This is a genomic window from Pannonibacter phragmitetus, assembly GCF_050510895.1.
Classification (GTDB): domain Bacteria; phylum Pseudomonadota; class Alphaproteobacteria; order Rhizobiales; family Stappiaceae; genus Pannonibacter; species Pannonibacter phragmitetus_B.
Genome location: NZ_JBNINT010000001.1, coordinates 1,723,896 through 1,749,035 on the forward strand (window position 1 = coordinate 1,723,896; position 25,140 = coordinate 1,749,035).

At 61.8% G+C, this 25,140-nt stretch carries 17 protein-coding genes, 1 tRNA gene and 3 pseudogenes; 18 read left to right on the plus strand and 3 right to left on the minus strand.

All coding sequences use genetic code 11. The annotated features are described in order from the left end of the window. Nucleotides 1-217 precede the first annotated feature (217 nt). The 7 genes and pseudogenes from tpiA to ACQB61_RS08125 all read left to right on the plus strand — a co-directional run bounded on the left by tpiA (nucleotide 218) and on the right by ACQB61_RS08125 (nucleotide 6,166). The gene (tpiA, locus tag ACQB61_RS08095; protein ID WP_430512218.1) at nucleotides 218-982 is read left to right on the plus strand and encodes a triose-phosphate isomerase; all 765 of its coding nucleotides are present in this window, start codon (nucleotides 218-220) and stop codon (nucleotides 980-982) included. Nucleotides 983-1,206: 224 nt separating this feature from the next. After that, nucleotides 1,207-1,611, plus strand: coding sequence for a preprotein translocase subunit SecG (gene secG / locus ACQB61_RS08100; RefSeq protein WP_430512219.1), 405 nt, complete (start codon nucleotides 1,207-1,209; stop codon nucleotides 1,609-1,611). A gap of 144 nt (nucleotides 1,612-1,755) precedes the next feature. Continuing rightward, on the plus strand, nucleotides 1,756-3,384 hold the full coding sequence (locus ACQB61_RS08105; protein ID WP_430512220.1) for a CTP synthase: 1,629 nt from the start codon (nucleotides 1,756-1,758) through the stop codon (nucleotides 3,382-3,384). A gap of 47 nt (nucleotides 3,385-3,431) precedes the next feature. Continuing rightward, a pseudogene (locus tag ACQB61_RS08110) lies at nucleotides 3,432-4,264 on the plus strand (VOC family protein). Between the two features lie 155 nt (nucleotides 4,265-4,419). Continuing rightward, nucleotides 4,420-4,495, plus strand: a tRNA-Lys gene (locus ACQB61_RS08115). Between the two features lie 369 nt (nucleotides 4,496-4,864). Further along, nucleotides 4,865-5,161, plus strand: coding sequence for a hypothetical protein (locus ACQB61_RS08120; protein ID WP_430512221.1), 297 nt, complete (start codon nucleotides 4,865-4,867; stop codon nucleotides 5,159-5,161). A 267-nt stretch (nucleotides 5,162-5,428) separates the two neighbouring features. Further along, on the plus strand, nucleotides 5,429-6,166 hold the full coding sequence (locus ACQB61_RS08125) for a cytochrome c biogenesis CcdA family protein (RefSeq protein WP_430512222.1): 738 nt from the start codon (nucleotides 5,429-5,431) through the stop codon (nucleotides 6,164-6,166). A gap of 34 nt (nucleotides 6,167-6,200) precedes the next feature. Here ACQB61_RS08125 and ACQB61_RS08130 read toward each other — a convergent pair whose 3' ends face one another. After that, nucleotides 6,201-7,475 (minus strand): hypothetical protein, encoded by a 1,275-nt coding sequence (locus ACQB61_RS08130; RefSeq protein WP_430512223.1) that lies wholly within the window; start codon nucleotides 7,473-7,475, stop codon nucleotides 6,201-6,203. A 249-nt stretch (nucleotides 7,476-7,724) separates the two neighbouring features. On the opposite strand from ACQB61_RS08130, the gene glmU reads away from it, so the two are divergent. From glmU to ACQB61_RS08145, 3 genes and pseudogenes are all read left to right on the plus strand, one after another. After that, the gene (gene glmU / locus ACQB61_RS08135) at nucleotides 7,725-9,080 is read left to right on the plus strand and encodes a bifunctional UDP-N-acetylglucosamine diphosphorylase/glucosamine-1-phosphate N-acetyltransferase GlmU (RefSeq protein ID WP_430512224.1); all 1,356 of its coding nucleotides are present in this window, start codon (nucleotides 7,725-7,727) and stop codon (nucleotides 9,078-9,080) included. 103 nt (nucleotides 9,081-9,183) lie between these two features. Beyond that, nucleotides 9,184-11,009: pseudogene (gene glmS / locus ACQB61_RS08140) on the plus strand (glutamine--fructose-6-phosphate transaminase (isomerizing)). Next, the gene (locus tag ACQB61_RS08145; protein ID WP_430512225.1) at nucleotides 11,006-11,443 is read left to right on the plus strand and encodes a GNAT family acetyltransferase; all 438 of its coding nucleotides are present in this window, start codon (nucleotides 11,006-11,008) and stop codon (nucleotides 11,441-11,443) included. The pseudogene glmS and the gene ACQB61_RS08145 overlap by 4 nt, the downstream one beginning before the upstream one ends. Before the next feature lie 58 nt (nucleotides 11,444-11,501). Here ACQB61_RS08145 and ACQB61_RS08150 read toward each other — a convergent pair whose 3' ends face one another. Next, entirely contained in the window at nucleotides 11,502-11,870 is a 369-nt protein-coding gene (locus tag ACQB61_RS08150) for a YbaN family protein (protein ID WP_430512226.1), read from the minus strand. A 186-nt stretch (nucleotides 11,871-12,056) separates the two neighbouring features. Here ACQB61_RS08150 and ACQB61_RS08155 point away from each other — a divergent pair, with 186 nt between their 5' ends. Further along, on the plus strand, nucleotides 12,057-12,746 hold the full coding sequence (locus ACQB61_RS08155) for a DUF502 domain-containing protein (RefSeq protein WP_430514327.1): 690 nt from the start codon (nucleotides 12,057-12,059) through the stop codon (nucleotides 12,744-12,746). Nucleotides 12,747-12,761: 15 nt separating this feature from the next. Here ACQB61_RS08155 and recG read toward each other — a convergent pair whose 3' ends face one another. After that, nucleotides 12,762-14,864 (minus strand): ATP-dependent DNA helicase RecG, encoded by a 2,103-nt coding sequence (recG, locus tag ACQB61_RS08160; RefSeq protein WP_430512227.1) that lies wholly within the window; start codon nucleotides 14,862-14,864, stop codon nucleotides 12,762-12,764. 231 nt (nucleotides 14,865-15,095) lie between these two features. On the opposite strand from recG, the gene ACQB61_RS08165 reads away from it, so the two are divergent. The 7 genes and pseudogenes from ACQB61_RS08165 (at nucleotide 15,096) to lpdA (ending at nucleotide 25,070) form a co-directional block, all read left to right on the plus strand. Further along, nucleotides 15,096-15,407 carry a succinate dehydrogenase assembly factor 2 gene (locus tag ACQB61_RS08165; RefSeq protein WP_430512228.1) on the plus strand — a complete coding sequence of 104 codons (312 nt, stop codon included), beginning with the start codon at nucleotides 15,096-15,098 and terminating at the stop codon, nucleotides 15,405-15,407. 66 nt (nucleotides 15,408-15,473) lie between these two features. Then, nucleotides 15,474-18,972: pseudogene (gene mfd, locus ACQB61_RS08170) on the plus strand (transcription-repair coupling factor). A 227-nt stretch (nucleotides 18,973-19,199) separates the two neighbouring features. Continuing rightward, a complete protein-coding gene (locus ACQB61_RS08175; protein ID WP_430512229.1) occupies nucleotides 19,200-19,535 on the plus strand; it encodes an FtsB family cell division protein in 336 nt (111 codons plus the stop codon). A 175-nt stretch (nucleotides 19,536-19,710) separates the two neighbouring features. After that, a complete protein-coding gene (pdhA, locus tag ACQB61_RS08180; protein ID WP_430512230.1) occupies nucleotides 19,711-20,760 on the plus strand; it encodes a pyruvate dehydrogenase (acetyl-transferring) E1 component subunit alpha in 1,050 nt (349 codons plus the stop codon). A gap of 14 nt (nucleotides 20,761-20,774) precedes the next feature. Further along, complete coding sequence (locus ACQB61_RS08185) at nucleotides 20,775-22,175, plus strand: pyruvate dehydrogenase complex E1 component subunit beta (protein ID WP_430512231.1); 1,401 nt, start codon at nucleotides 20,775-20,777, stop codon at nucleotides 22,173-22,175. A 16-nt stretch (nucleotides 22,176-22,191) separates the two neighbouring features. Further along, complete coding sequence (locus ACQB61_RS08190) at nucleotides 22,192-23,532, plus strand: pyruvate dehydrogenase complex dihydrolipoamide acetyltransferase (RefSeq protein ID WP_430512232.1); 1,341 nt, start codon at nucleotides 22,192-22,194, stop codon at nucleotides 23,530-23,532. A gap of 92 nt (nucleotides 23,533-23,624) precedes the next feature. Beyond that, nucleotides 23,625-25,070 carry a dihydrolipoyl dehydrogenase gene (gene lpdA, locus ACQB61_RS08195; protein ID WP_430512233.1) on the plus strand — a complete coding sequence of 482 codons (1,446 nt, stop codon included), beginning with the start codon at nucleotides 23,625-23,627 and terminating at the stop codon, nucleotides 25,068-25,070. Nucleotides 25,071-25,140: the final 70 nt, after the last annotated feature.

Below are 25,140 nucleotides of genomic sequence, written 5' to 3' on the forward strand. Positions count from 1 at the left end.
AGGTCCCGGAGCGGTGGTTCTGAATAGCGGCTCAATGGGCGCCGGACAATAGCCGGAAACTGGCAGATGTGCGCAGACACGCAGAAATGCGGCATATAAGCAGGAAAGAAACGATGCCACTTGCACTTTGTGCCGCTGCTGGATAGCGAAGTGGCCATCATGAACCATGCTTCTGTCCCGCCAGTCCGTGTGCCGGACAGCCCCTGAGGAGACCGCCATGAGCCACGCCAACGCAATCCGCCCGCTTGTTGCCGGAAACTGGAAGATGAACGGCCTTGCCGCGGCTTCTGCCGAGTTCGAGGCGCTGGGGCAGGGACTTGAGGCAGCGCTCGCAGCCAAGGTGGATGTCATGATTTGCCCGCCCGCAACGCTGATTGCAGGTCTGGCTCAGTCTGCTGCTGCCTCGAAAGTGGCGCTTGGCGGACAGGACTGCCACGCGAAGGCTTCAGGCGCTCACACCGGCGACATTGCAGCCGAAATGCTGAAGGATGCCGGTGCAAGCGCCGTCATCGTTGGGCATTCCGAGCGCCGCACTGACCACGGCGAAACCGATGCGGTAGTGAAGGCAAAGGCGGAAGCGGCCTGGCGTGCAGGCCTTACAGCCATCATCTGCGTCGGCGAAACGGAAGCAGAGCGCAAAGGCGGTAAGACGCTGGATGTTGTCGGCACGCAGCTCGCCGGCTCGGTTCCTGAAGGCGCAACGGCGGCCAATACGGTGATCGCTTATGAGCCCGTCTGGGCCATCGGTACTGGCCTGACGCCGACTGCGGCTGATGTTGCCGAAGTGCATGCCGCCATCCGCAAGGCGCTTGAAGCCCGCTTTGGTGCGGAAGGCGCAGCGATGCGCCTGCTTTATGGCGGTTCGGTGAAGCCTTCCAACGCGGCGGAACTGATGGCTGTGCCGCATGTCAACGGCGCCCTCGTTGGCGGAGCCAGCCTCAAGGCAGCTGATTTCCTCGGCATTGTTTCGGCTTATGCCTGATATGGAGCGGGCCGGATGCTGGTTGTCCGGCCCGTGATGCTTATATTCTACGGCAGAGATTGGCTTGCCTCTAATACCAGCACTGATCGGGGTTGTTCCGGCGGATTGCGAAGAGGGCGGCAGCTTTTGTCACAAGGGATGCCAATCTCACGGCCTTCAAGGGTGGAAACTCCGGCAAGGCTGGTGTAGAAGGCGGCAAAACTGAAACGAGTGATCGGTCCAAAATGGAAACGGTAGTTATCGTCATTCACCTGATGGTCGTGCTGGCCCTGGTGCTTGTCGTCCTTTTGCAGCGCTCCGAAGGCGGGGCTCTCGGCATGGGCGGCGGCGGTGGCGGCTTCATGTCGAGCCGCGGCACAGCCAACGTGCTGACCCGCGCAACGGCAATCCTTGCCGCCATCTTCTTTGCCACCTCGCTGGGTCTCAGCCTGATGGCCCGCATGGGCGACAGCCCTGCTTCCATTCTGGACGGTTCTTCGGTGGTTCCGGGTGCTGCACAGCCGGCGGACGGCACGGCTCCGGCCACGGGCACTGGCGTGCTCGATGTTCTGAAGCAGCAGTCACAGCCTCAGGCGCCTGCAACGGCTCCGGCTCAGCCTTCTGGCCCCCAGGTTCCGGCAGCGCAGTAAGCGCTGCCGCAGGCCATATCCGGCGCATAGACCGGAAAAATCTCTCAAGTGCCCTGCGCACGTCTGCTGCAGGGCATTTTTGTTGTGTTTAACCACTGGACCCCGCTGGCCGATCCGGCAGGGACCACAGTATGGTGTTGCTCCATGGCGCGATACGTTTTCATCACTGGCGGCGTGGTTTCCTCGCTCGGGAAGGGTCTGGCATCGGCTGCGCTTGGCGCCCTGCTTCAGTCCCGCGGTTACAAGGTCCGGCTTCGCAAGCTCGACCCCTATCTCAACGTCGATCCGGGCACCATGAGCCCGTATCAGCACGGCGAAGTGTTCGTCACCGACGACGGCGCCGAGGCCGATCTTGATCTTGGTCACTATGAGCGCTTCACAGGGCGCCCGGCGACCAAGCAGGACAACATCACCACCGGACGCATCTATCAGGACATCATCGCCAAGGAACGCCGCGGCGATTATCTCGGCGGCACCGTGCAGGTGATTCCGCATGTTACCGACGCCATCAAGGCCTTCGTTCTGGATGGCAACGAGGATGTCGACTTCGTACTGGTCGAGATCGGCGGCACGGTGGGTGACATCGAAGGCCTTCCGTTCTTCGAGGCGATTCGCCAGCTAGGCAACGACCTGCCGCGCGGACAGGCGATCTACATCCACCTGACGCTGATGCCTTATATCGCCAGCGCTGGCGAGATGAAGACCAAGCCGACGCAGCATTCGGTCAAGGAGCTGCGCTCTATCGGCATCCAGCCGGATATCCTGATGATCCGCTGCGACCGTCATATTCCGGAGAACGAGCGGCGCAAGCTGTCGCAGTTCTGCAATGTGCGGGAAAGCGCCGTCATTCCGGCCTACGATGTGGCCTCGATCTATGACGTGCCGATCGCCTATCACAAGGAAGGCCTCGATGAGGAAGTCCTCAAGGCTTTCGGCATTACAGGCGCTCCGGCACCCAAGCTGGACCGCTGGGAAGAGATCTCCCGCCGCATCGCCAATCCGGAAGGCGAAGTGACGATTGCCATCGTTGGCAAGTACACCGTGCTGAAGGATGCCTACAAGTCGCTGATCGAGGCGCTTGTCCATGGCGGCATTGCCAACAACGTCAAGGTGAAGCTGCAGTGGATCGAGTCCGAGACCTTCGAAAAGGAAGATCCGGCGCCGTATCTTGAAGGCGTTGCCGGCATCCTGGTACCGGGTGGTTTCGGCGAGCGCGGGGCGGAAGGCAAGATTGCCGCTGCCCAGTTCGCCCGCACGCGCAACGTGCCTTACTTCGGCATCTGCTTCGGCATGCAGATGGCGGTGCTGGAAGCAGCCCGTAATCTTGCAGGCATCACGAAGGCCAGCTCTACCGAGTTCGGCCCTGCCGAAGAGCCGGTGGTCGGCCTGATGACCGAGTGGACGCGCGGCAACGAAAAAGAGCAGCGCCAGGCGGGCGATGATCTCGGCGGTACCATGCGTCTTGGTGCCTATCAGGCTGCACTCAAGCCGGGCTCGCGCATTGCCGAAGTCTATGGCAGCACGCTGATTTCGGAGCGTCACCGTCACCGCTATGAGGTGAACATCGGTTACCGTGAGCAGCTCGAAAGCTGCGGCCTCGTCTTTGCCGGCACCTCGCCGGATGGCGTTCTGCCCGAGACGGTGGAAATCAGCGGGCATCCGTGGTTCATCGGCGTTCAGTATCATCCGGAGCTGAAGTCCCGCCCGTTCGAGCCGCATCCGCTGTTCGCCTCGTTCGTCGAGGCTGCCATCAAGCGCAGCCGTCTGGTCTGACGGTCATACGCATCGAGCAGAGCCAGGCAGGGCAGGGAGAGTGGCGCATGGCGGCAAAGGCACGTGGACTGGATCACGTTGTGATCGCGGTCCGGGATCTCGACCAAGCAGCAGCGGCCTTCGAGGGGCTCGGCTTCACGCTGACGCCCCGCTCCCGCCACCCGTGGGGCACGGAAAACCGTCTGGTGCAGCTGGATGGAGCTTTCCTTGAACTGCTAACCGTCCCCGCTGGCGCCTCCATCGTCCCGGCCACGGGAACGGCCTTCTCTTTGGCCGGTTCAATCAGGACTTCCTGGAAAAGCGGGAAGGGGCCTCCATGCTGGTGCTGGACAGCACCAGTGCGGCCGAAGACCGTGCAGCTTTTACAGCTGCCGGACTTCCGGTGTTCGATCCCTTTTCCTTCGGCAGGGAAGCCACCGCGCCGGACGGCTCCGTACGCAAGGTCGGGTTTGACCTGACCTTCACCCGCGACGCGGATGCGCCGGAGACTGGTTTCTTCACTTGCCACAATCTCTATCCGGAAAATTTCTGGAAGCCGGAATTCCAGAGTCACGCCAATGGCGCGACAGCGCTGGCTGAAGTGATTCTGGTGGCACGGGATCCGGCAGACCATCACATCTTCCTTGAAGGCTTCACCGGCGTGCGCGAGCTCAGGGCCACCAGCCTTGGCATCGAGTGCCAGACGGCTCGCGGCAAGATTTCGATCCTGTCGCCTGTCGCCTACCGTCATCTTTTCGGCGATGCGGCGGCTGATGCCTTGCCAGTTGCTGCGCTGCCCTGCATTGCGGCCCTTCGGGTGATTGGGGCACGTGTTGCTGGCCGGTCCACGATACCGGCTGGCAGCCTTTGCGGCGTGACACTGGTGGTGGAGCCAGCCTGACGCCGGGTGCGTCAAGCGGCGGGCTGTCTTCACCGGATGTTGACAGCTTCGTGGATAGTCTCAGAAAGTGTTTTTTCCGGGTTGCGCCCAGGCGCCTTCCGTCATAAACACACCGCCAGCAGACGGGCGCTCCGGCGCATCTGCTTCCCAAGCGGGAGCGAGTAGCTCAGTTGGTAGAGCAACTGACTTTTAATCAGTTGGTCCAGGGTTCGAGTCCCTGCTCGCTCACCACTCTCCTTTAATAGCAGAGTAATTCGACACAGCGCCTTGAATACAAGGCCTGCGGCTTTTACGCGTGGACCGGATTGACGTGAGACTACTGGTTTGCGCCGCTCTTTCTGGCATGCATTCGTGCAAGGCCTGACTCAGGGCAAATTCCTCACTGTCAGTTCTGACGATCGACGGAAAGCACTGGGTAACAAGCCACTAGAAGAGCTATTCAGTTAAAAATTGACTGGATTGTGTACTGGCTTACTCATAAAATACAATCACAATAGGTGCGGTGCGTCATGGGCCCTGCAATCCGTTCGGGGTTGCAGGTGGCTTGACGTCATATTTTTACCTAGCGCCAGATCCGTGTCTGGCAGATTGGCTCGCTCGATGCCGGAAAATCTCGCTTCGCAATCTATGACCTCGCCGGAGTTCGACTTCGTAAAGGCCAACATCGCCGCAACGCTAACGCTTGTGAATGCACTGATCCATCAGGGTGCAGTGAACCGCGATCTGCTTGACGAGTTCCTGGCAGGGGTCATTGGCCAACTGCCGCACAACAGGCAAACCCTTGCCCTGCGGCTCGTTCTCGATCAATGGCGGCAAGGGCTGCGTGACGGCCGTGATGCTGGCATTGTGATGCGTCCAAGCTTCGAGGTCTTTGACGGCGGGCTTCAGGACGACTGAGACGCGGCGTTCCCTTCTCGGCCAGTGTGGTTTGTTGATGAGGGCGGCCTTGGTGCAAGGGCGTGGATTGCTTTTGCTTCAAGTTGGCGGCGTTACGGCGTCCTGAAAGGGCGCTGCCTCGCGGTAAGGTGAACGGCCTGGGCTCAATCCATACGGGATGTGCGGTTCTGCCATCTTCATTTCATCCCCTGCAATGCGGTAAGACCTGTCCATGTACTGCGCCGGCCCGACACGGGCCCGCATATCAACGGATAAGGGTGGCCGGGAATGATTCAGGAAATAACACTGGCAGGCGCTGTTTTCGCCGGAGTGCTGTCCTTCGTATCCCCTTGCGTGCTTCCGCTTGTGCCGCCCTATCTCGGCTTCATCGCAGGAACCAGCCTTGAAGAGCTTTCCGCCGATGACCGGACGGACGAAGCCGTGCGGCGCGTGTTCTTTGCTGCCCTTGCCTTCGTGGCTGGTTTCTCAACTGTCTTCGTGCTGCTTGGAGCCAGCGCTTCCTTCCTTGGGCAGATTGTGACGCAGCATATTCAGGTCCTCGGCTATGTTGCCGGTGTACTGACCATCGTCATGGGGCTGCACTTCCTCGGGCTCTTCCGCATTCCGTTGCTCTACCGGGAAGCGCGGGTACATGTGGATCGCAGGCCGGCTGGCCTTGCCGGAGCCTATGTGATCGGCCTTGCCTTCGGCTTCGGCTGGACCCCCTGCGTCGGGCCAGTTCTCGCTGCCATTCTGTTCGTTGCCGGATCCGAGGAAACCGTTGCACGCGGAGCGATTCTTCTCAGCGCCTACGCCATGGGCCTCGGTATTCCGTTTCTTATCGCAGCGCTTTTTGCAGGTCCCTTCCTGCGGTTCATGCAGAAGGCCCGCCGCCACATGGGCAAGGTGGAGAAGGGGATGGGCGTGGTTCTGGTGCTCACCGGGGTCATGTTCCTGACCGGCCAGATGGCTGTCTTTTCCTATTGGCTGCTTGAGACATTCCCGCAGTTTCAGGTGATCGGCTGATCCGTTGGTGCCCCCACACGAAACGGGCATCTGCCTACCTGAAACTCTCCAGAAGCGGCTCGCCCGAGAAGAGCGTCGGCGCGCAGGTTTTCTGTTCGAGCTCAAGACGCAGGCAGGCCACTGACGCTGCTGCCGCATTTGCGAAAGGTCCGGCCAGGAGCCGCACGGACTCAGGATCATCTCCAGCCGGTTGGGTCAAGGCGCGCAGACCGCTCATCTTGTCCGTATGGGCCGACGCGAAACTCTCCCAGCTGTCGCTTGCCGCGGAGCGGGAGGCATAGCGGCCGATCTCAATGGCAAAGTCGCTGCGGCTGATACGGTCAGAGCCGCCAATGGTGCGTCCGGCCGGATCGACGGGCCGGATCATCAGAGCGATGGGATCTTCTTGCGCTGCCTTTGTGTCTTCCGGCGCGGGCTCGGGAGGAATCGACGCGGTCGTCTCTGGGACTGGCATGCTGGAGCCCGGCAACCCGACGATCTCGCACCGGGCGTATTGGCTCTGGCGTCGAAGCCAGTGGCGCAGCCCGGCCCCGTAAGAACTGCCAACTGACTCGGCCGTGGCTCCAACCGGCGACATGATGGCACTGATATCCGAAGCGGCAAGGGGCTTTCCGGCAGAAGGGTTTTTCCCCGCCTGGGTTTCCGGGGCTGGCAGTGTCTCGACGGTGGATTGCTGCGTCTTGCGCGGATCGGGCCTTGGCAGGCTTACTACGGTCTTTGTGTGACTGGCCGCTTCGGGATCACGCCTCGGCAGATCTCCTGCGTCATGGAGCGGCGCTGCCGGTTCTGAAGTGCCTGCAGCAATGTCTGCAAGCCTTGGCTGGGCGGGCGCCGGAACGTTATTCTCTGTCGATCCGGTGACAAGGCCTGCGCTGCTGCCTGTCTCGAGCGACGCAAGACGGTTCGAGTAGCCGTCGTTCAGCTCTGTCATCTGGAGGAAACGCCGGCGCAGGGAGACCACCTCCCGCTGAAGCGTTTCCAGACGTGCCTCAAGCAGCCGCATGGATTCCGCTCCGCCTGTGCCAAGGGGAGAGGGGAGAATGCCGATGGATACGGTTTCCCCGTCCATCACGACGGGGGCTGTTCGCTTGATGCTTCCGGTGGGGCCTGCAACGTCACCCGCTGGTGGCAGCATGATACCGGCATGAGCCTGGCCGCCGCCTGAGCTCGCCGGGGCAAACCAGTAAGCCGAAAATCCGACGGTGCCGAACAAAAGCGCAAAGAGGGCCCAAGCGGCAATATCGAGCCGTGCCCGGGTCATCTCTGACCCAGACGTTTCGGCACCGGCATCCTTCTTGCGGCTCTTCACGGTGGGCTATCCTGCTCCCGCTACGGCAGAATCTGTTGCTATCCATGAGATATCTTGTCCCTAAACATGGTTAACGAACAGGGAATTACTGCCGTTGCCGGTGCGCTTCTGCAGGGAACTGTGGATCGGCGGCTTGCATCTTTTGCAAAAGGGCGGGAAAAGGCTGGGCAAGGGTTCAGGGCCCGCGAATGCGCGGAGCGAGGTGCGCGGGCAACCTGTGCCAATCAGCAAGACCGGCAGAAAGATCCCATGTCCAACCGCAGCCTCCTTTCCATCATCCTGGCCGCAGGCCTTGGAACACGCATGCAATCCAGCTTGCCGAAGGTGATGCACGAGATCGGCAATCTGCCGCTGATCGGCCATGTGCTGAAGGCTGTAAGCGGTGAGGGCAATCGCGTTGCCGTGGTCGTGGGGCCGGACATGCCCGCGCTTCAAGCGCTTGTCGCGAAGCTGTCGCCCGGTGCGACCTGCCACGAACAGACTGATCGGCTGGGAACAGCCCACGCGGCGCTTGCGGCCCGCAGTGCGCTGGCGCCGGCAGCCGACGATGTGCTGGTTCTGTTTGGCGACACGCCTCTGGTAACCGCTGATGCCATCGCCCGTGTGCGGGCGGCGCTGGCGGCAGGGGCTGATGTGGCGGTTCTGGGCTTCGAGGCTGCCAATCCCTTTGGCTATGGCCGCCTCTTGATGCAGGGCGACCAGCTTCTTGCAATACGCGAGGAAAAAGACGCAAGTCCCGAAGAAAGAAAGATAACTTTCTCTAACTCTGGCATCATGGGCTTTCAGGGAGCCATTGCGGCAGAGCTGCTTTCTGCGATTGGTAATGACAATGCCAAGGGCGAATACTACCTGACGGACGCCGTGGAGATTGCCAACGCACGCGGCCTGAAAGTGGTTGCAGCCAGCACCAGCGAGGATGATGCGCGCGGTATTAACAATCGCGTTCAACTTGCTGAATGTGAAGAGATTTTTCAAAATAGAATGCGCCGTGCCGCGATGGAGCGCGGTGTGACGCTGCAGGCTCCTTCAACTGTCTTCTTCTCTCATGACACGGTGCTCGAGCCGGATGTTCTGGTGGAACCCAATGTGGTGTTCGGCCCCGGCGTGAATGTTGCCTCCGGTGCCCGCATTCGCGCCTTCAGTCATCTGGAAGGGGCGACAGTTGGAGCTGACGCCACCGTTGGTCCCTATGCCCGTCTGCGGCCCGGTGCCGAACTGGCCCGCAACACCCATATCGGCAACTTCGTCGAGGTGAAGAACGGCAAGATCGGCGAAGGCGCAAAGGTCAATCACCTCAGCTATATCGGCGATGCCGTCGTGGGGGCGAAGACCAATATTGGCGCAGGAACCATCACCTGCAACTATGACGGATTCGGCAAGCATCTGACACAGATCGGGGCAGGCAGCTTCATCGGTTCAAATTCGACGCTCGTTGCGCCGGTGACCATCGGCTCGGGTGCCTATGTGGCGGCAGGCAGCACGGTTACGGATGAGGTGGCGGATGACGCTCTGGTCATTGGCCGTGCCCGCCAGACCGTGAAGGAAGGCCGTGCCAAAGAGTTGCGCACCCGCTTTGCTGCCGCGAAAGCTGCAAGCAAGAGCTGACGCAACGCAACCTGTCATCGTCTGAAACAGGGTTTGATTTCAACAAACTGGCCCGTCTCGTCTATGGGAGGCGGGTCAGATCGTTTCAAAGGGATTCATTTTCATGTGCGGCATCATCGGTATCGTCAGCCAGAGCGGCGTTGCTCCGCGTCTCGTGGATGCGCTGAAGCGCCTTGAGTACCGGGGCTATGACTCGGCCGGCATTGCCACGCTGGAGAACGGCATCGTCACCCGCCGCCGTGCGGAAGGCAAGCTGCGCAATCTGGAAGCCGTGCTGGAAAAGACACCGCTGCCTGGCGTCATTGGCATCGGCCACACCCGTTGGGCAACCCATGGCGCACCGACCGTCTCCAATGCGCATCCGCACCAGAGCGGTGGCGTTGCCGTCGTGCATAACGGGATCATCGAGAACTACCAGGAACTGCGCGCCGAGGCGGTTGCCAAGGACTATCATCCGGTGACCGATACGGACACGGAAGTGGTCGCGCTGCTGGTCAATGCCGCCATGGATGAGGGGCTTGCAGCGAAAGACGCGGTGGCCTCGGTTTTGCCACGCCTGCGCGGAGCCTTTGCGCTCGCGTTCCTGTTTGAGGGCGAGGAAAACCTTCTGATCGGCGCGAGGCGCGGCTCCCCGCTGGCCGTTGGTCATGGTGAGGGCGAAATGTTCCTGGGGTCGGACGCCATCGCGCTGGCACCCTTTACCGACCGGATCACTTATCTGGAAGAAGGTGACTGGGCCGTCCTGACCCGTGACAGCCTGGCCATTTTCGACCGCCAGAATGCGCCTGTCGTGCGGGCGGAAAGCAAGTCATCTGTTGGCGCTGCCATGATCGACAAGGGCAATTACCGCCACTTCATGGCCAAGGAAATTCACGAACAGCCGGAAGTGATCGGCCACACTCTGTCGCGCTATCTGGATCTGAGCGCCCGCAAGGTGCGCCTGCCGGAAGGCATGAACGTGGATTTCAGCGGTCTGACCCGGCTGGTCATGTCTGCCTGCGGCACGGCCTATTACGCGGGCCTTGTCGGCAAATACTGGTTCGAGAAATATGCCCGCCTGCCGGTGGAAATCGACGTGGCGTCAGAGTTCCGTTACCGCGAACTGCCGGTGTCGAAGGGCGAGATGGCGCTGTTCATCTCCCAGTCCGGCGAAACGGCAGATACGCTTGCCTCGCTGCGCTATTGCAAGCAGGAAGGCCTGACCATCGGCGCCATCGTCAACGTGCCGGAATCGACCATTGCCCGTGAAGCTGATGTCGTGTTCCCGACCGTTGCAGGTCCGGAGATCGGCGTTGCTTCCACCAAGGCCTTCACCTGTCAGCTGGCGGTTCTGGCGTCGCTTGCGATCACTGCTGGCCGCCAGCGCGGCTTCATCAGCGAAGCGGAAGAGGCTGAACTGGTTGGAGCTCTGGCGGAAACCCCGGACTGGCTGTGCAGGCGCTTGGGCTCGAACCGCGCATCGAGAAGCTGGCTCCCGCTCTGTCACGGGCTTCTGACGTTCTGTATCTCGGCCGCAGCACCAGCTTCCCGCTGGCGCTGGAAGGGGCGCTTAAGCTCAAGGAACTGTCCTACATCCACGCTGAAGGCTATGCCGCTGGTGAGCTGAAGCACGGGCCTATCGCGCTGATTGACGAAAACATGCCGGTGATCGTCATTGCCCCGCATGACGCGATCTATGAGAAGACCGTCTCCAACATGCAGGAAGTGGCGGCACGCGGCGGCAAGATCCTGCTCATCACCGATGAAAAGGGCGCGGCGGCTTCCGGCCTTGCGGCCAATGAGCAGGTGGTGATGCCCGAGCTGTCCGGCATCGTTGCGCCGATCATCTACGCCATTCCGACGCAGATGATTGCCTATCACGTGGCCGTGTTCATGGGTACGGATGTGGATCAGCCGCGTAACCTTGCCAAGTCGGTTACGGTGGAATGATCACTAGCCCCAAGCCTGTCATCGATACCTTCACTGAGGGTGACCGCCACCGCGTGGTCACCCTGTGGGGAGAGTGCGGCCTGACAAGGGCCTGGAACGATCCAGATAAGGATATTGACCGGAAGGTCGCGGACAGCCCCTGGGGCTTCATTGTGATGCGGCTGGGCAATGCCATCATCGGCAGTGCCATGTTCGGCTATGACGGGCACCGGGGCTCTGTGAATTATCTGAGCGTTCATCCGGCTCATCGGGGCAAGGGCTACGCCCGGCTGCTGATGGAACATGGCGAAGCGCTGCTGGTGGAACGCGGGTGCCCGAAGATCAATCTTCTGGTGCGGACCGGCAATGAAGCCGTGCTCGGATTTTATGATCAGATCGGCTACAGCCCTGACGAGGTTGTGGAGCTTGGCAAGCGTCTGATTTGCGATGAATGATATTATAAAACAATCAGTTCAGATGTTTTTCTGAACTGATTTGTTCGGTTTGGTCTAGTCAGCTTTGCGGATAGGACGGCCGGGACAGCACATAGGCGGCGCAGGCTGCCATGAAGGCCAATACGCCAAGGGCAAGCGGCCAGCCGGGGTGTGCGCCAAGCCAGAACATGCCGTAGCCAAAGGCCATGCCTCCAGTTGCGTAGAGTTTCGCACGCGGCGGGATAACCCCATGCTCACGCCAGGCAATCACCTGCGGCCCGATGGAGGGGTGCGCCAGGATCTGAGCCTCGAGTTCCGGCGAGGATTTGGCAAACATGGCGGCGGCGAGGATGAAGAAGATCGTGCCCGGCATGACCGGCAGGATGGCGCCGATCACTCCGAGGATGACACATAAAATTCCCGCAATCCGGTATGCTGTACGCCGCAAATCATCTCTCCAGCGTCCGTTTTTAGCCTAAGATGTTCGGCACGATATACGGGCCAGAGGCTGAAACCGGAGTTCTGCAATCCGGTTTACGCCCCTCTGGTCAAATAGGGAAGGCCGAATTCACGGCAAGTCAGGAGACCGTCGCGCATGGAAGATCCAGCCGTTACACCATCCCCGCAGCAGGACATGCAATCGCGGGCGCACAAGGGCTTTGGTGCAAGGCTGCGCAACTCCTTTCTGGCGGGACTCGTGATTGCAGGGCCTGTTGGCATTACGCTCTGGCTGACATGGTCTTTCATCCAGTGGGTGGATGGGCTCGTGAAACCTGCTTTGCCGCCTGCCTACAATCCCGACACCTATCTGCCATTCCCCGTGCCCGGTGTCGGCCTTATCATCGCCTTTACGGTGCTGTCTTTGACCGGTTTTGTCGCCGCCAACTTTCTGGGCCGGACACTCATCGGCTACGGCGAACGTGTTGTGTCTCGCATGCCACTTGTTCGCAATCTTTATAATGGCTTGAAGCAAATTTTTGAGACAGTGCTTGATGAAAAAGGGGCGAGTTTCAAGAAGGCTGCGCTGATCGAATATCCGCGTCCGGGCCTGTATGCGATCGTGTTTGTGGCGACTTCTGCGAAGGGAGAGGTGGCGCAGAAGCTTCCAGGCGGGGAAACTGCAGACTATCTCGCAGTGTTCCTGCCGACCACGCCGAATCCGACCTCCGGATTCCTGCTCTATCTGCCGCGCAAGGATGTGATCGAGCTCTCCATGACCGTGGAGGATGCGGCCAAACTGATCATCTCGGCTGGTCTTATCACGCCTGAGCATCCGCAGATCGCAGAGGCTTTGCCGGCAGGTTCCTTACAGCCAAAGGACTAAAAGCCTGAGTGAAACTCAGCCCGCCCGCAGCAGGCGGATCGCTTCGTCGCGGGAAAAGAGGTAGAGCAGGGTGCGCAGGGCCTGTCCGCGCGGACCTTTCAGCTCCGGGTCGGTTTCAAGGATCAGGCGGGCATCGTCGCGGGCGGTCTCCATCAGGTCTGGCCGCGCCTCTTCGCCAGCAAGGCGGAAGCCGGGTGCGCCGGACTGGCGGGTGCCAAGAATTTCGCCTTCGCCGCGCAGGCGCAGGTCTTCCTCGGCGATGAGGAAGCCATCGTTGGTCTCGCGCATCACTGCAAGGCGGGCGGCGGAGGTTTCGCCCAGCGGTCCCTTGTACAGCAGCACGCAGGACGATGGCCTGTCGCCGCGCCCGACGCGCCCGCGCAGCTGGTGCAGCTGGGCGAGGCCGAAGCGTTCGGCGTGCTCGATCACCATGATCGTGGCATCGGGCACGTCAACGCCGACTTCGATCACTGTGGTGGCGACGAGAACGCGGGCATGGCCTTCCTTGAAGGCGGTCATCGCCACATCCTTTTCCTCGGCGCTCATGCGGCCATGGACGAGGGCGACGGGCAGTTTCAGTTCCTGCGACAGATGCCGGTGCCGGTCCTCGACGGCGGCAAGGTCAACCTTCTCGGATTCCTCCACCAGCGGGCAGACCCAATAGACCTTCTGTCCCTCGGCCACCGCTGCCTTGATGCGCGCCACCATCTCGCCCATGCGCTCCAGCGATACGGAGACGGTGGTGATGGGCTTGCGCCCTGCTGGCTTGCCGATGAGCCGGGAGACATCCATATCGCCGAAATAGGTCAGCACCAGCGTGCGCGGGATCGGTGTTGCCGTCATCACCAGCACATCGACGCCCTTGCCCTTTGATGAGAGAGCAAGGCGCTGATGCACGCCGAAGCGGTGCTGCTCGTCCACCACCGTAATGCCAAGGTTCTGGAACTCGACGGAGCCCTGAAACAGTGCGTGGGTGCCAACGACCAGATCAATACTGCCCTCCAGCAGTCCGGCCTGCGTCTCACGCCGCGTCTTGGCACTGTCGCGCCCTGTCAGCAGGGCGATGCGGATGCCGGCGGCCTCGCAGAGCGGGGCCATGGAGGCGAAATGCTGGCGGGCGAGAATTTCGGTTGGCGCCATCATGGCCGCCTGGGCGCCGGATTCGATCACGGCGGCCATGGCCAGCAGGGCGACGATGGTCTTGCCCGCACCCACGTCACCTTGCACCAGCCGCAGCATGCGGTGCGGGCTCGCAAGATCCGCCTCGATTTCGGCAACCGCCTGCGTCTGGCCATCGGTGAGGGTGAAGGGCAGGGCAGCGAGGATCTTCGCCTTCAGAACGCCCTTTGCAATGCGCGGGGCACCATCCAGTTTGCGCATGGTGGCACGAACCAGAGCCAATGCGAGCTGGTTGGCGAGATATTCGTCATAAGCTAGGCGGGCGCGAAAGGGGGATTCGGGGCCAAGGTCGCCCGCCTTTTCCGGCCGGTGCAGACGTGCCAGCGCCTCGTCGAAATCCGGCCATCCCTTACGGGCGGCAAATTCAGGATCAAGCCAGTCCGGCATTTCCGGAAGACGGCCAAGTCCTGCGGCAATGGCCTTCAGCAGGGTGCGCGAGGCAAGGCCGGCGGTCATTGGATAGACCGGCTCCACATCCGGCATGGTTTCGGCCTCTTCGGGCGTCAGCACATAATCCGGATGCACCATCTGCGGGCGCTCGTTGAACCATTCCACCTTGCCCGAGATGATCCGCCGCCCACCAATGGGCAAGGTTTTCTCCAGCCAGTCGCGGTGGGCGTGGAAAAAGACAAGCGCGATTTCGCCGGTCGGATCTCTGGCGATGATGCGATAGGGCGCCTTGCCGTTGCGCGGCGAGGGCAAGTGCCGCTCCACCACCACGTCCAGCGTTGCGATTTCGCCATTCTCCGAGTGTGCGATTCCCGGCCGGCGGCGGCGGTCGATCACGCCGTGCGGCAGGTGAAACAGCAGATCGAGAACGCTGGCCTCACGCCCCGGCGTGCTGCCGGTCAGCCCATCCAGCAGCTTTGCAATCTTCGGGCCGATGCCGGGCAGCACCGAAACCGGAGCAAACAGGGGATCGAGAAGAGAAGGACGCATGGCACAGGAATCCGCAACACCGATGCCGCGTTTTGGCATGGTCTGGCGGCAAGGGCAATGAAACCTCTTGAACCTTCAGGACATGCACCCCAAAACCTTGACCTGACAGAGCCGGTTTGCGGCGCTATATAGCACGGATGATGTGCTGTCCCGTTTGCGCTGGACGCGGAATTCCCGCGCTCCGGCTGCAGGCGTCAGGACGGCGCAAGCCAAGCGATGCGGAGAGAGATGATGAGCGGCAAAAGTCCAGATACGGCGGCAGCACAGGATGATGCCCTGACCCACCGCAAGAAGCGCATCCTGTTCCGCACCTGGCACCGGGGCATGAAGGAGATGGACCTTCTGTTCGGCGGCTTTGCCCAATCCGAGCTCGACAAGCTAACTGCGGCTGAACTCGACGAGATGGAAGAGCTGATCAACGTCAACGATCAGGATCTCTTTGCCTGGATCACCGGCAGCAAGCCCGTTCCGGCAGAATGGGACCGCCCGCTCTACCGGCGCATGCTTGCCTTCCACAACATCACCTCCAGCCGCACTGCCTGATCCGGACGGATCGTCAGTCCACAGACGCGCTTTTGCGCGTGGCACAGCATTTCAGGGATAAGAACCGTGTTCGAGAGCCTTCTCCGCGACAAGGGCAACATCACGCTGGCCAGCGTGCCGGATGGAGCCGAGGCGCTGGCGCTTGCACGCATTCTGGACGAAGGGCCGAAGCAGGGGCTTTGTGCCGTCTTTGTCGCCCGTGATGCCACGCGGGCGCAGGGGCTGATCGAGGCGCTGAGCTTCTTTGCGCCCGATGTGGAAGCCCTGTCGCTGCCCGCCTGGGACTGTCTGCCCTATGACCGTGTGTCGCCGAACCCTGCTATCAGCGCCCGGCGCCTGCTGGTGCTGGGTGAGCTGGCGAGGGGCTTGGAAGGTTCTGGCCGGAAGGTGCTGGTCACGACCGTTAACGCCGCCGTGCAGCGTCTGCCCGAGCGCCGCTGGGTGGCAGGCCAGACCTTTTCGTTGAGCGCAGGCACGAGGGCGGATCTCACCTCCATTGCAGCCTGGCTGGAGTTGAACGGCTTTTCCCGCACGCCGACCGTGCGTGAGACCGGCGAATACGCAGTGCGTGGCGGCATTCTCGATCTCTTCGCGCCGGGCGCGGAAGCTCCCGTCCGTCTCGACTTCTTTGGCGATACGCTGGAGACCGTGCGCGCCTTTGATCCTGAGACCCAGCGCACCACCGCGCCGGTGAAGCGGCTGGATCTGGTGCCGATGAGCGAGGTGGTGCTGACGGAAGAGGCGATCTCGCGCTTCCGCCGCAACTATATCGGCCGTTTCGGCGCGGCGCGGCGCGAGGATATTCTCTACCAGTCAGTCAGTGAAGGCCGCCGCTATGCCGGCATGGAGCACTGGCTGCCGCTGTTCCACGAGACGCTGGAAACCCTGTTCGATTATGTGGAGGGGGTACCGCTCGTCCTCGATTCCCGCGCACCCGATGCCCTGCGCGAGCGGCTGGATCAGGTCGCCGAGCACTACGCCGCCCGCAAGGACGCGCTCGACAACGGCCATCTGGCCGGTTCCGTGCCCTATATGCCGGTGGAAACCGGCGGGCTCTATCTGGCGCCGGAGGAATGGACATCGCGTCTTGCCGATGCCGCCAGCTGCCAGATGGATGTGTTTACGCCGCCACCAGGCTCGGGCCGTCAGGTGGTGGATTTTGCTGGCCGCCAGGGCCGTAACTTTGCCGCTGAGCGCGCCGCTGGCGATGTGAACATCTTCGATGCGCTTGTCCGCCATGTGCGGGCGCTGGTCGCCGAAGAACGCCGTGTCGTTCTGTCCTGCTGGAGTGAAGGCTCGCGGGACCGGCTGGGGCAGATCCTGTTCGATCACGGGCTGGAGCTAGCCGCGCCCGCCGACACTTTCGCCAACATGCAGGCCCTGCCGCCACGCACCGTGGCGCTCAGCCTTCTCGGACTTGATACGGGCTTCGAGGTGGACCGGCTGGTCTTCATCTCCGAGCAGGACATTCTGGGTGACCGGCTGGTGCGCAAGGGGCGGCGCAAGGCCAAGGGGCGAATGTCCTCACCGAGGCCACCAGCCTGTCGGAAGGCGATCTCGTCGTCCACGTGGACCACGGTATCGGCCGCTTTATTGGCCTCAAGACCATCGAGGCGCTTGGTGCGCCGCATGACTGCCTGGAACTGCAGTATCACGGCGGCGACAAGCTGTATCTGCCGGTCGAAAACATCGAGCTTCTGACGCGCTACGGCTCGGAAGAAACCGATGTTCAGCTCGACAAGCTGGGCGGCGGGGCCTGGCAGGCGCGCAAGGCGCGCATGAAGAAGCGCATCCTTGAGATTGCCGATGGCCTGATCAAGACCGCTGCCGCCCGTGCCCTGAAGACCGCACCCGTAATCGAGACGCCGGAAGGCGTCTATGACGAGTTCGCCACCCGCTTCCCCTATGACGAAACGGAAGACCAGCTGACCGCGATTGATGCGGTGTTCGAGGACCTGTCTTCGGGCCGCCCGATGGACCGGCTGGTCTGCGGCGACGTGGGCTTCGGCAAGACAGAAGTGGCCCTGCGTGCGGCCTTTGTTGCGGCCATGTCCGGGCGTCAGGTTGCCGTGGTGGTGCCGACGACGCTCCTTGCCCGCCAGCATTTCCGCACCTTTTCGACGCGCTTCCATGGCCTGCCGGTCAACGTCGCCCATGCCTCGCGCCTCGTTAGCCCGAAGGAGCTTTCGGCCACGAAAAAGGGTCTGGAGGATGGCTCGGTCGACATCGTTGTCGGCACCCATGCGCTGCTCGGCACGGGCGTCAAATTCCGTGATCTGGGGCTCCTCATCATCGACGAAGAGCAGCATTTCGGCGTGAAGCACAAGGAGCGGCTGAAGGAGCTGAAGTCTGACGTGCATGTGCTGACGCTTTCGGCCACTCCCATTCCGCGCACCCTGCAGCAGGCACTGACGGGCCTGCGCGAGTTGTCGCTGATCGCAACGCCGCCGGTGGATCGCCTCGCCGTGCGCACCTTCATATCGCCGCTCGACCCGCTGGTGGTGCGCGAGGCGCTGCTGCGCGAGCATTACCGCGGCGGCCAGAGCTTCTATGTCTGCCCGCGTGTATCCGACCTTGCGGAACGGGCGGAGTTCCTCGCCGAAAGCGTGCCGGAAGTGAAGGTTGCGATTGCCCATGGCCAGATGGCGGCGGGGCAGCTGGAAGACGTGATGAATGCCTTCTACGAGGGCAAGTACGATGTGCTGCTGTCCACCACCATCGTGGAGTCGGGCCTTGATATCCCGACCGCCAACACGCTGATCGTGCACCGGGCCGACATGTTCGGCCTCGCCCAGCTTTACCAGATCCGTGGCCGCGTGGGCCGCTCCAAGACCCGTGCCTATGCACTCTTCACCGTGCCTGCGGCCGGCAAGCTGACGGCAACGGCGGAGCGCCGCCTCAAGGTGCTGCAGTCGCTGGAAAATCTTGGCGCCGGCTTCCAGTTGGCCAGCCACGACCTCGACATTCGTGGTGCGGGAATCTGCTGGGCGAGGAACAGTCAGGCCATATCAAGGAAGTGGGCTACGAGCTGTATCAGCAGATGCTGGAAGAGGCGGTGGCTCAGCTCAAGGATGGCGGCAATGATCTGGGTGAAGACCAGTGGTCGCCACAGATCAATGTGGGCACGCCGGTTCTCATCCCGGAAGACTATGTGCCGGACCTCAACCTGCGCCTGTCGCTTTACCGGCGTCTGGCCGATCTGACCGAAGCGCAGGAAATCGACGCTTTCGGCGCAGAAATGATCGACCGCTTTGGCCCGCTGCCGGAAGAAGTGCAGCACCTGCTGAAGATCGTCTTCATCAAGGGCCTTTGCCGCAAGGCCAATGTTGAGAAGGTGGATTCGGGGCCGAAGGGGATCGTCATCTCGTTCAGGAACAGCGAGTTCGCCAATCCGGCGGGGCTTGTCGGCTACATCGCCGAGCAGGGCGTGCTGGCCAAGATCCGCCCGGATCAGAAGGTGGTGCTGTCACGCGACTGGGAGAGGGCTGAAGACCGCTTGAAAGGCACAGCTGTCATCATGTCAAAGCTTGCAAAGCTGGCCGGAGGCGGAAAGGCTGCGGCCTGAGAGGCAAGGCTCTGGTTGCAAAAAGGGGAGTTGGGAATGGCGCAGGACGAAGCGCCAGGCCTTCACCCGTACAAGCCGGAACCTTCTGCTTTTCTTTCAGCCTGTTGTGCAAACCCCGCCGCAACAACAGAATTCCTGAGAGCCGCCACATTTGGGCAAGACTCTGTTAAGCGAGTCCCGGCACACTGCGAAGAGTTTCAGACCCCACGTGTCCAGTAGGTCGATAAGTGCCCGCAACCACCCGTCAGCGCAAGAAGTCCTTTCTTGGCAGTCTCGTCATCCCGGTCGCATCTGTTGCTGTGCTTGGCTATTTCGCCTTTCATGCGGTGAATGGCGAATTTGGCATGGCCGGGCGCGAGCGTCTGGACCGTCAGGTGGCTCAGCTTGAGGCGGAGCTGGCGGACATCAAGTCTGCGCGTGAGCATCTGGCCACGCGTGTGGCGCTTCTGCGCCCGGAAAGCCTTGATCCGGATATGGTCGATGAGCGCGCCCGCGTTATCCTCAATGTGGTGCAGGCAGATGAGCTGATCATCATGCGCAGCAGCTCTGTTGCCGTCAGGTAACTGAAAATCGGTTTATATCGCAAAAATAACCGAAATCTGGTTAAGTGATAAAAGTCAAATCATTTCAGCGGGTTGGTCAGTATTACCGCGCTGCACTCAACCTCTTGGATTGACAACGGCAAGCGGTTACCTTCCGCTTGCTGTCTAGGGGAAACGCCACGCAGAGACGAGGGACATGGCCGCTACAAAACAATCTTCCGCCGGTGCACGCGCGAAGGGCGCGACCGGTCAGGGTGGTGCGGGCAATTCTGCTGCCGCCATCGCAAAATTCACAAAAGACGAAGAGCTTCACGCCTACCGTGAAATGCTCCTGATTCGCCGCTTCGAGGAAAAGGCCGGCCAGCTTTATGGCATGGGTCTCATCGGCGGGTTCTGCCACCTTTATATTGGGCAGGAAGCTGTCGTCGTCGGCATGCAGATGGCCAAGGTGGATGGTGACCAGATGATCACCGGTTACCGCGACCACGGCCACATGCTGGCCATGGACCTTGATCCGAAGGGCGTCATGGCCGAGCTGACCGGCCGCCGTGGCGGCCTGTCGAAGGGCAAGGGCGGTTCCATGCACATGTTCTCCAAGGAGAAGCACTTCTATGGCGGTCACGGCATCGTCGGTGCGCAGGTCGCGCTCGGCACCGGCCTTGGCTTTGCCAACAAGTACCGTGGCAACGGCAACGTCGCCATGGCCTTCTTCGGTGACGGTGCATCCAACCAGGGTCAGGTCTACGAAAGCTTCAACATGGCCCAGCTGTGGAAGCTGCCGGTCGTGTATGTGATCGAGAACAACAAGTACGGTATGGGCACGAGCGTCAACCGCGCTTCGGCCAACACCGACCTGTCCCAGCGCGGTGCCTCCTTCGGCATTCCGGGCGAACAGGTGGACGGCATGGACGTGCGCGCCGTGAAGGCAGCCTCAGAGCGTGCGCTTGCGTGGTGCCGTGAAGGCAATGGCCCGTTCATTCTGGAAATGGTGACCTACCGCTACCGCGGTCACTCCATGTCCGACCCGGCGAAGTACCGCTCCAAGGAAGAAGTCGACCGGATGCGTGGCGAACACGACCCGATCGAGCAGGTCCGTTCGCGTCTGCTTGAGAACGGCTGGGCCTCCGAGGATGACCTCAAGGGCCTCGACAAGGACGTTCGCGCCATTGTTGCCGAAGCCGCAGAGTTTGCGCAGAACGATCCGGAGCCGGATGTGTCCGAGCTCTACACCGACATTCTGCTTTAAGGCCGGGGGAATACATGCCGATCGATATTCTGATGCCGGCTCTCTCGCCGACCATGGAAGAGGGCAAGCTGTCCAAGTGGCTCAAGGCCGAAGGCGACAGCGTGAAGTCTGGCGACGTGATCGCCGAAATCGAGACCGACAAGGCAACCATGGAAGTGGAAGCCGTGGACGAAGGCACCATGGGCAAGATCCTGGTGGCCGAAGGTACCGAGAACGTCAAGGTCAACACGAAGATCGCCGTTCTTCTGGGCGAAGACGAAGATGCTTCTGCGATTGATACCAGTGCTTTGGCTCCGGCTGCTGCACAGGCTCCGGCTGCTGCACCGGCTCCGGCACCTGCCGAAACAGCGGCTCCGGCTGCTGCTGCGCCGGTTCCTGCCCAGCCCGTCACGTCCGGCACTGCCGACAGTGACGCTCCGGCTGGCACCGAAATGGTGTCCATGACCGTGCGCGAAGCGCTGCGTGACGCCATGGCTGAGGAAATGCGCCGCGACGGCGACATCTTCATCATGGGTGAGGAAGTTGCCGAATACCAGGGCGCTTACAAGATCACGCAGGGTCTTCTGGACGAGTTCGGAGCCAAGCGCGTCATCGACACGCCGATCACCGAGCACGGCTTTGCCGGTCTTGCCACGGGTGCGGCGATGACGGGCCTGAAGCCCATCGTCGAGTTCATGACGTTCAACTTCGCCATGCAGGCGATTGACCACATCATCAACTCCGCCGCCAAGACGCTCTACATGTCCGGCGGCCAGCTTGGCGCTCCGATCGTGTTCCGTGGCCCGAACGGCGCTGCGGCCCGCGTGGGTGCACAGCACAGCCAGGACTATGCCTCCTGGTATGCCCACATTCCGGGCCTGAAGGTCATCCAGCCCTGGTCGGCTGCCGATGCCAAGGGCCTGCTGAAGGCGGCCATCCGCGACCCGAACCCGGTCATCTTCCTTGAAAACGAGATCCTCTACGGCCAGTCCTTCGAGGTTCCGAAGGTTGATGATTTCGTCCTGCCGATCGGCAAGGCAAAGATCGAGCGTGCCGGCACGGATGTGACCATCGTCTCCTGGGGTATCGGCATGACCTACGTCATGAAGGCCGTGGACGAACTGGCAGCACAGGGCATCTCGGCGGAAGTCGTGAACCTGCGCACCATCCGTCCGCTCGACATCGACACGGTGCTCGCCTCCGTCCGCAAGACGGGCCGCTGCGTCACGGTGGAAGAAGCCTTCCCGGTCTGCTCGGTTTCTTCGGAAATCGGCTATCAGGTTCAGGAAAAGGCCTTCGACTTCCTCGATGCCCCGATCCTGCGCGTGACCGGCAAGGACGTTCCGATGCCCTATGCCGCAAACCTTGAAAAGCTGGCCCTGCCGTCTGTCAAGGAAGTCATCGACGCCGTGAAGGCTGTCACCTACAGGGACTGAGGCGAGGGAGGCCGCAATGCCGATCAACATCACAATGCCGGCCCTCTCTCCCACCATGGAAGAGGGCAACCTGGCCAAGTGGCTGGTGAAGGAAGGTGACAAGGTTTCTCCCGGCGACGTGATCGCCGAGATCGAAACCGACAAGGCGACCATGGAAGTGGAAGCCGTGGACGAAGGCACGGTCGCAAAGATCGTCGTCGCTGCTGGCACGCAGGGCGTGAAGGTCAACAGCCTGATCGCCGTGCTCGCCGGGGAAGACGAGGACGCTTCGGCTGTCTCGGCAGCGCCTGCTGCCGCGCCTGCCAAGGCGGAATCCGCTCCGGCCAAGGCCGAAGCTGCCGCTGCTCCGGCTCCGGCCGCTGCTGCACCGGCATCTGCCGGTCCGGCTCCGGTCAGCGCATCTGGCGAACGCATCTTTGCCTCGCCGCTCGCCCGCCGTCTGGCGTCGCAGAACGGTCTGGACCTCAAGGCCATCGCAGGCTCTGGCCCGCATGGCCGTATCGTCCAGCGCGACATTGAGGCCGCTCTGAAGGCTGGCACAGGCAAGGCAGCTCCTGCTGCTGCTGCTGCCACCGCCGAGGCTCCGAAGGCCGCTGCTGCTGCTGCGCCCGCAGGTCCCTCCAAGGAGCAGGTGCTCAAGCTCTTCGCCGAAGGCTCTTACGAGCTGGTGCCGCACGACGGCATGCGCAAGACCATTGCCAAGCGTCTCACCGAGTCCAAGCAGACGATCCCGCACTTCTACGTGTCGGTGGACTGCGAACTCGACGCGCTTCTGGCCCTGCGCACCCAGCTCAACGATGCTGCGCCGAAGTCCAAGGACGGCAAGGCGGCCTACAAGCTCTCGGTCAATGACATGGTCATCAAGGCCATGGCTCTGGCCCTGCGCGATGTGCCGGATGCGAACGTCTCCTGGACGGACGATGCCATGGTCAAGCACAAGCACGCCGATGTCGGCGTTGCCGTGTCGATCCCGGGCGGCCTGATCACCCCGATCATCCGCAGCGCCGAGCAGAAGGCCCTGTCCACCATCTCCAACGAGATGAAGGACCTGGGTCAGCGAGCCAAGGACCGCAAGCTGAAGCCGGAAGAGTACCAGGGCGGCACCACCGCCGTGTCCAACATGGGCATGATGGGCGTGAAGAGCTTCTCGGCCGTGGTCAACCCGCCGCATGCCACCATTCTGGCGGTCGGTGCGGGCGAGCAGCGTCCCGTCGTCAAGAATGGCACACTGTCAGTGGCCACTGTCATGACGGTAACGCTCTCGACCGACCACCGCTGCGTGGACGGAGCTCTGGGCGCGGAACTTCTCGGCGCCTTCAAGGGCTACATCGAGAACCCGATGAGCATGCTGGTCTGAGTGCCCCTCAGCGAGGCCCCGGCAGGTCCGGGGCCTTTCTGTCTTGAAAACAGAACGCGACATTCTTGCGAAACAAAGGCGAGGGAACTTCCATGGCCGATAGCTATGACGTCCTCATCATCGGGTCGGGCCCCGGCGGTTATGTGACCGCGATCCGTGCGGCCCAGCTCGGCTTCAAGACTGCCATTGTCGAGCGCGAGCATCTGGGCGGCATCTGCCTCAACTGGGGCTGTATTCCGACCAAGGCGCTGCTGCGCTCCGCTGAAATTCTCGATCACGCCAACCATGCCAAGTCCTACGGGCTGAAGCTGGAAGGCAAGATGACTGCCGACATCAAGGACGTGGTTGCCCGTTCGCGCGGCGTTTCGGCCCGCCTCAACGGCGGTGTCGGCTTCCTGATGAAGAAGAACAAGATCGACGTCATCTGGGGTGAAGCCAAGCTCACCAAGCCGGGTGAAGTCGTGGTCGGCAAGTCGTCCAAGCCCGCCGTCGAGCCGCAGCACCCCACGCCCAAGGGCGTGAAGGGTGAAGGCACCTACACGGCCAAGCACATCATCATTGCCACTGGCGCCCGTCCGCGTGCGCTGCCCGGCATCGAGCCGGATGGCAAGCTGATCTGGACCTATTTCGAGGCGATGAAGCCGGACTTTATGCCGAAGTCGCTGGTCGTGATGGGCTCGGGCGCCATCGGCATCGAATTTGCCTCCTTCTACCGCTCCATGGGCGTAGACGTGACCGTTGTTGAAGTCATGTCCCAGATCATGCCGGTGGAAGATGCCGAAATCTCCGCCATCGCCCGCAAGGCGCTGGAAAAGCGCGGCATGAAGATCATGACCGAGGCCAAGGTTGCCAAGGTCGAGAAGGGCGCCAATTCCATCACCGCCCATGTTGAAACCAAGGATGGCAAGGTGACACAGATCACCGCTGACCGTCTGATTTCCGCAGTCGGCGTGCAGGGCAACATCGAGAACCTCGGGCTTGAGGCGCTTGGCGTGAAGACCGACCGTGGCTGCGTCGTCATCGACGGCTATGGCAAGACCAACGTTCCGGGGCTTTATGCCATTGGCGACGTGGCCGGCCCGCCGATGCTCGCCCACAAGGCCGAGCATGAAGGCGTCGTCTGCATCGAAAAAATCGCAGGCCTGCCGGGCGTTCACGCCATGGACAAGGGCAAGATCCCGGGCTGCACCTACTGTAACCCGCAGGTCGCTTCTGTTGGCCTGACCGAAGCCAAGGCCAAGGAGCAGGGCCGCGACATTCGCGTCGGCCGCTTCTCCTTTGCCGCCAACGGCAAGGCGATTGCTCTGGGTGAGGACAACGGTCTCATCAAGACCATCTTCGACAAGAAGACCGGCGAGCTCCTGGGCGCCCACATGGTTGGCACGGAAGTGACCGAGCTGATTCAGGGCTTCGTGGTGGCGATGAACCTCGAGACCACCGAGGAAGACCTGATGCACACGGTCTTCCCGCATCCGACGCTGTCGGAGATGATGAAGGAAAGCGTTCTGGACGCCTACGGGCGGGCTCTGAACGCCTGACGCAAAGTCCTTCAGGGCCGCCCTTCGCAAAGAGGTGCGGCCCTCTTGGCATTTCAGCCACACGGAACCT

Coding starts and splice junctions, on each gene's coding strand:
- ACQB61_RS08185 (WP_430512231.1), top strand. CDS start 20,775: ATGCCGATCGATATTCTGATGCCGGCTCTCTCGCCGACCATGGAAGAG.
- tpiA (WP_430512218.1), top strand. CDS start 218: ATGAGCCACGCCAACGCAATCCGCCCGCTTGTTGCCGGAAACTGGAAG.
- ACQB61_RS08155 (WP_430514327.1), top strand. CDS start 12,057: ATGCAATCGCGGGCGCACAAGGGCTTTGGTGCAAGGCTGCGCAACTCC.
- ACQB61_RS08145 (WP_430512225.1), top strand. CDS start 11,006: ATGATCACTAGCCCCAAGCCTGTCATCGATACCTTCACTGAGGGTGAC.
- glmU (WP_430512224.1), top strand. CDS start 7,725: ATGTCCAACCGCAGCCTCCTTTCCATCATCCTGGCCGCAGGCCTTGGA.
- pdhA (WP_430512230.1), top strand. CDS start 19,711: ATGGCCGCTACAAAACAATCTTCCGCCGGTGCACGCGCGAAGGGCGCG.
- ACQB61_RS08165 (WP_430512228.1), top strand. CDS start 15,096: ATGAGCGGCAAAAGTCCAGATACGGCGGCAGCACAGGATGATGCCCTG.
- secG (WP_430512219.1), top strand. CDS start 1,207: ATGGAAACGGTAGTTATCGTCATTCACCTGATGGTCGTGCTGGCCCTG.
- ACQB61_RS08105 (WP_430512220.1), top strand. CDS start 1,756: ATGGCGCGATACGTTTTCATCACTGGCGGCGTGGTTTCCTCGCTCGGG.
- ACQB61_RS08190 (WP_430512232.1), top strand. CDS start 22,192: ATGCCGATCAACATCACAATGCCGGCCCTCTCTCCCACCATGGAAGAG.
- ACQB61_RS08120 (WP_430512221.1), top strand. CDS start 4,865: ATGCCGGAAAATCTCGCTTCGCAATCTATGACCTCGCCGGAGTTCGAC.
- lpdA (WP_430512233.1), top strand. CDS start 23,625: ATGGCCGATAGCTATGACGTCCTCATCATCGGGTCGGGCCCCGGCGGT.
- ACQB61_RS08125 (WP_430512222.1), top strand. CDS start 5,429: ATGATTCAGGAAATAACACTGGCAGGCGCTGTTTTCGCCGGAGTGCTG.
- recG (WP_430512227.1), bottom strand. CDS start 14,864: ATGCGTCCTTCTCTTCTCGATCCCCTGTTTGCTCCGGTTTCGGTGCTG.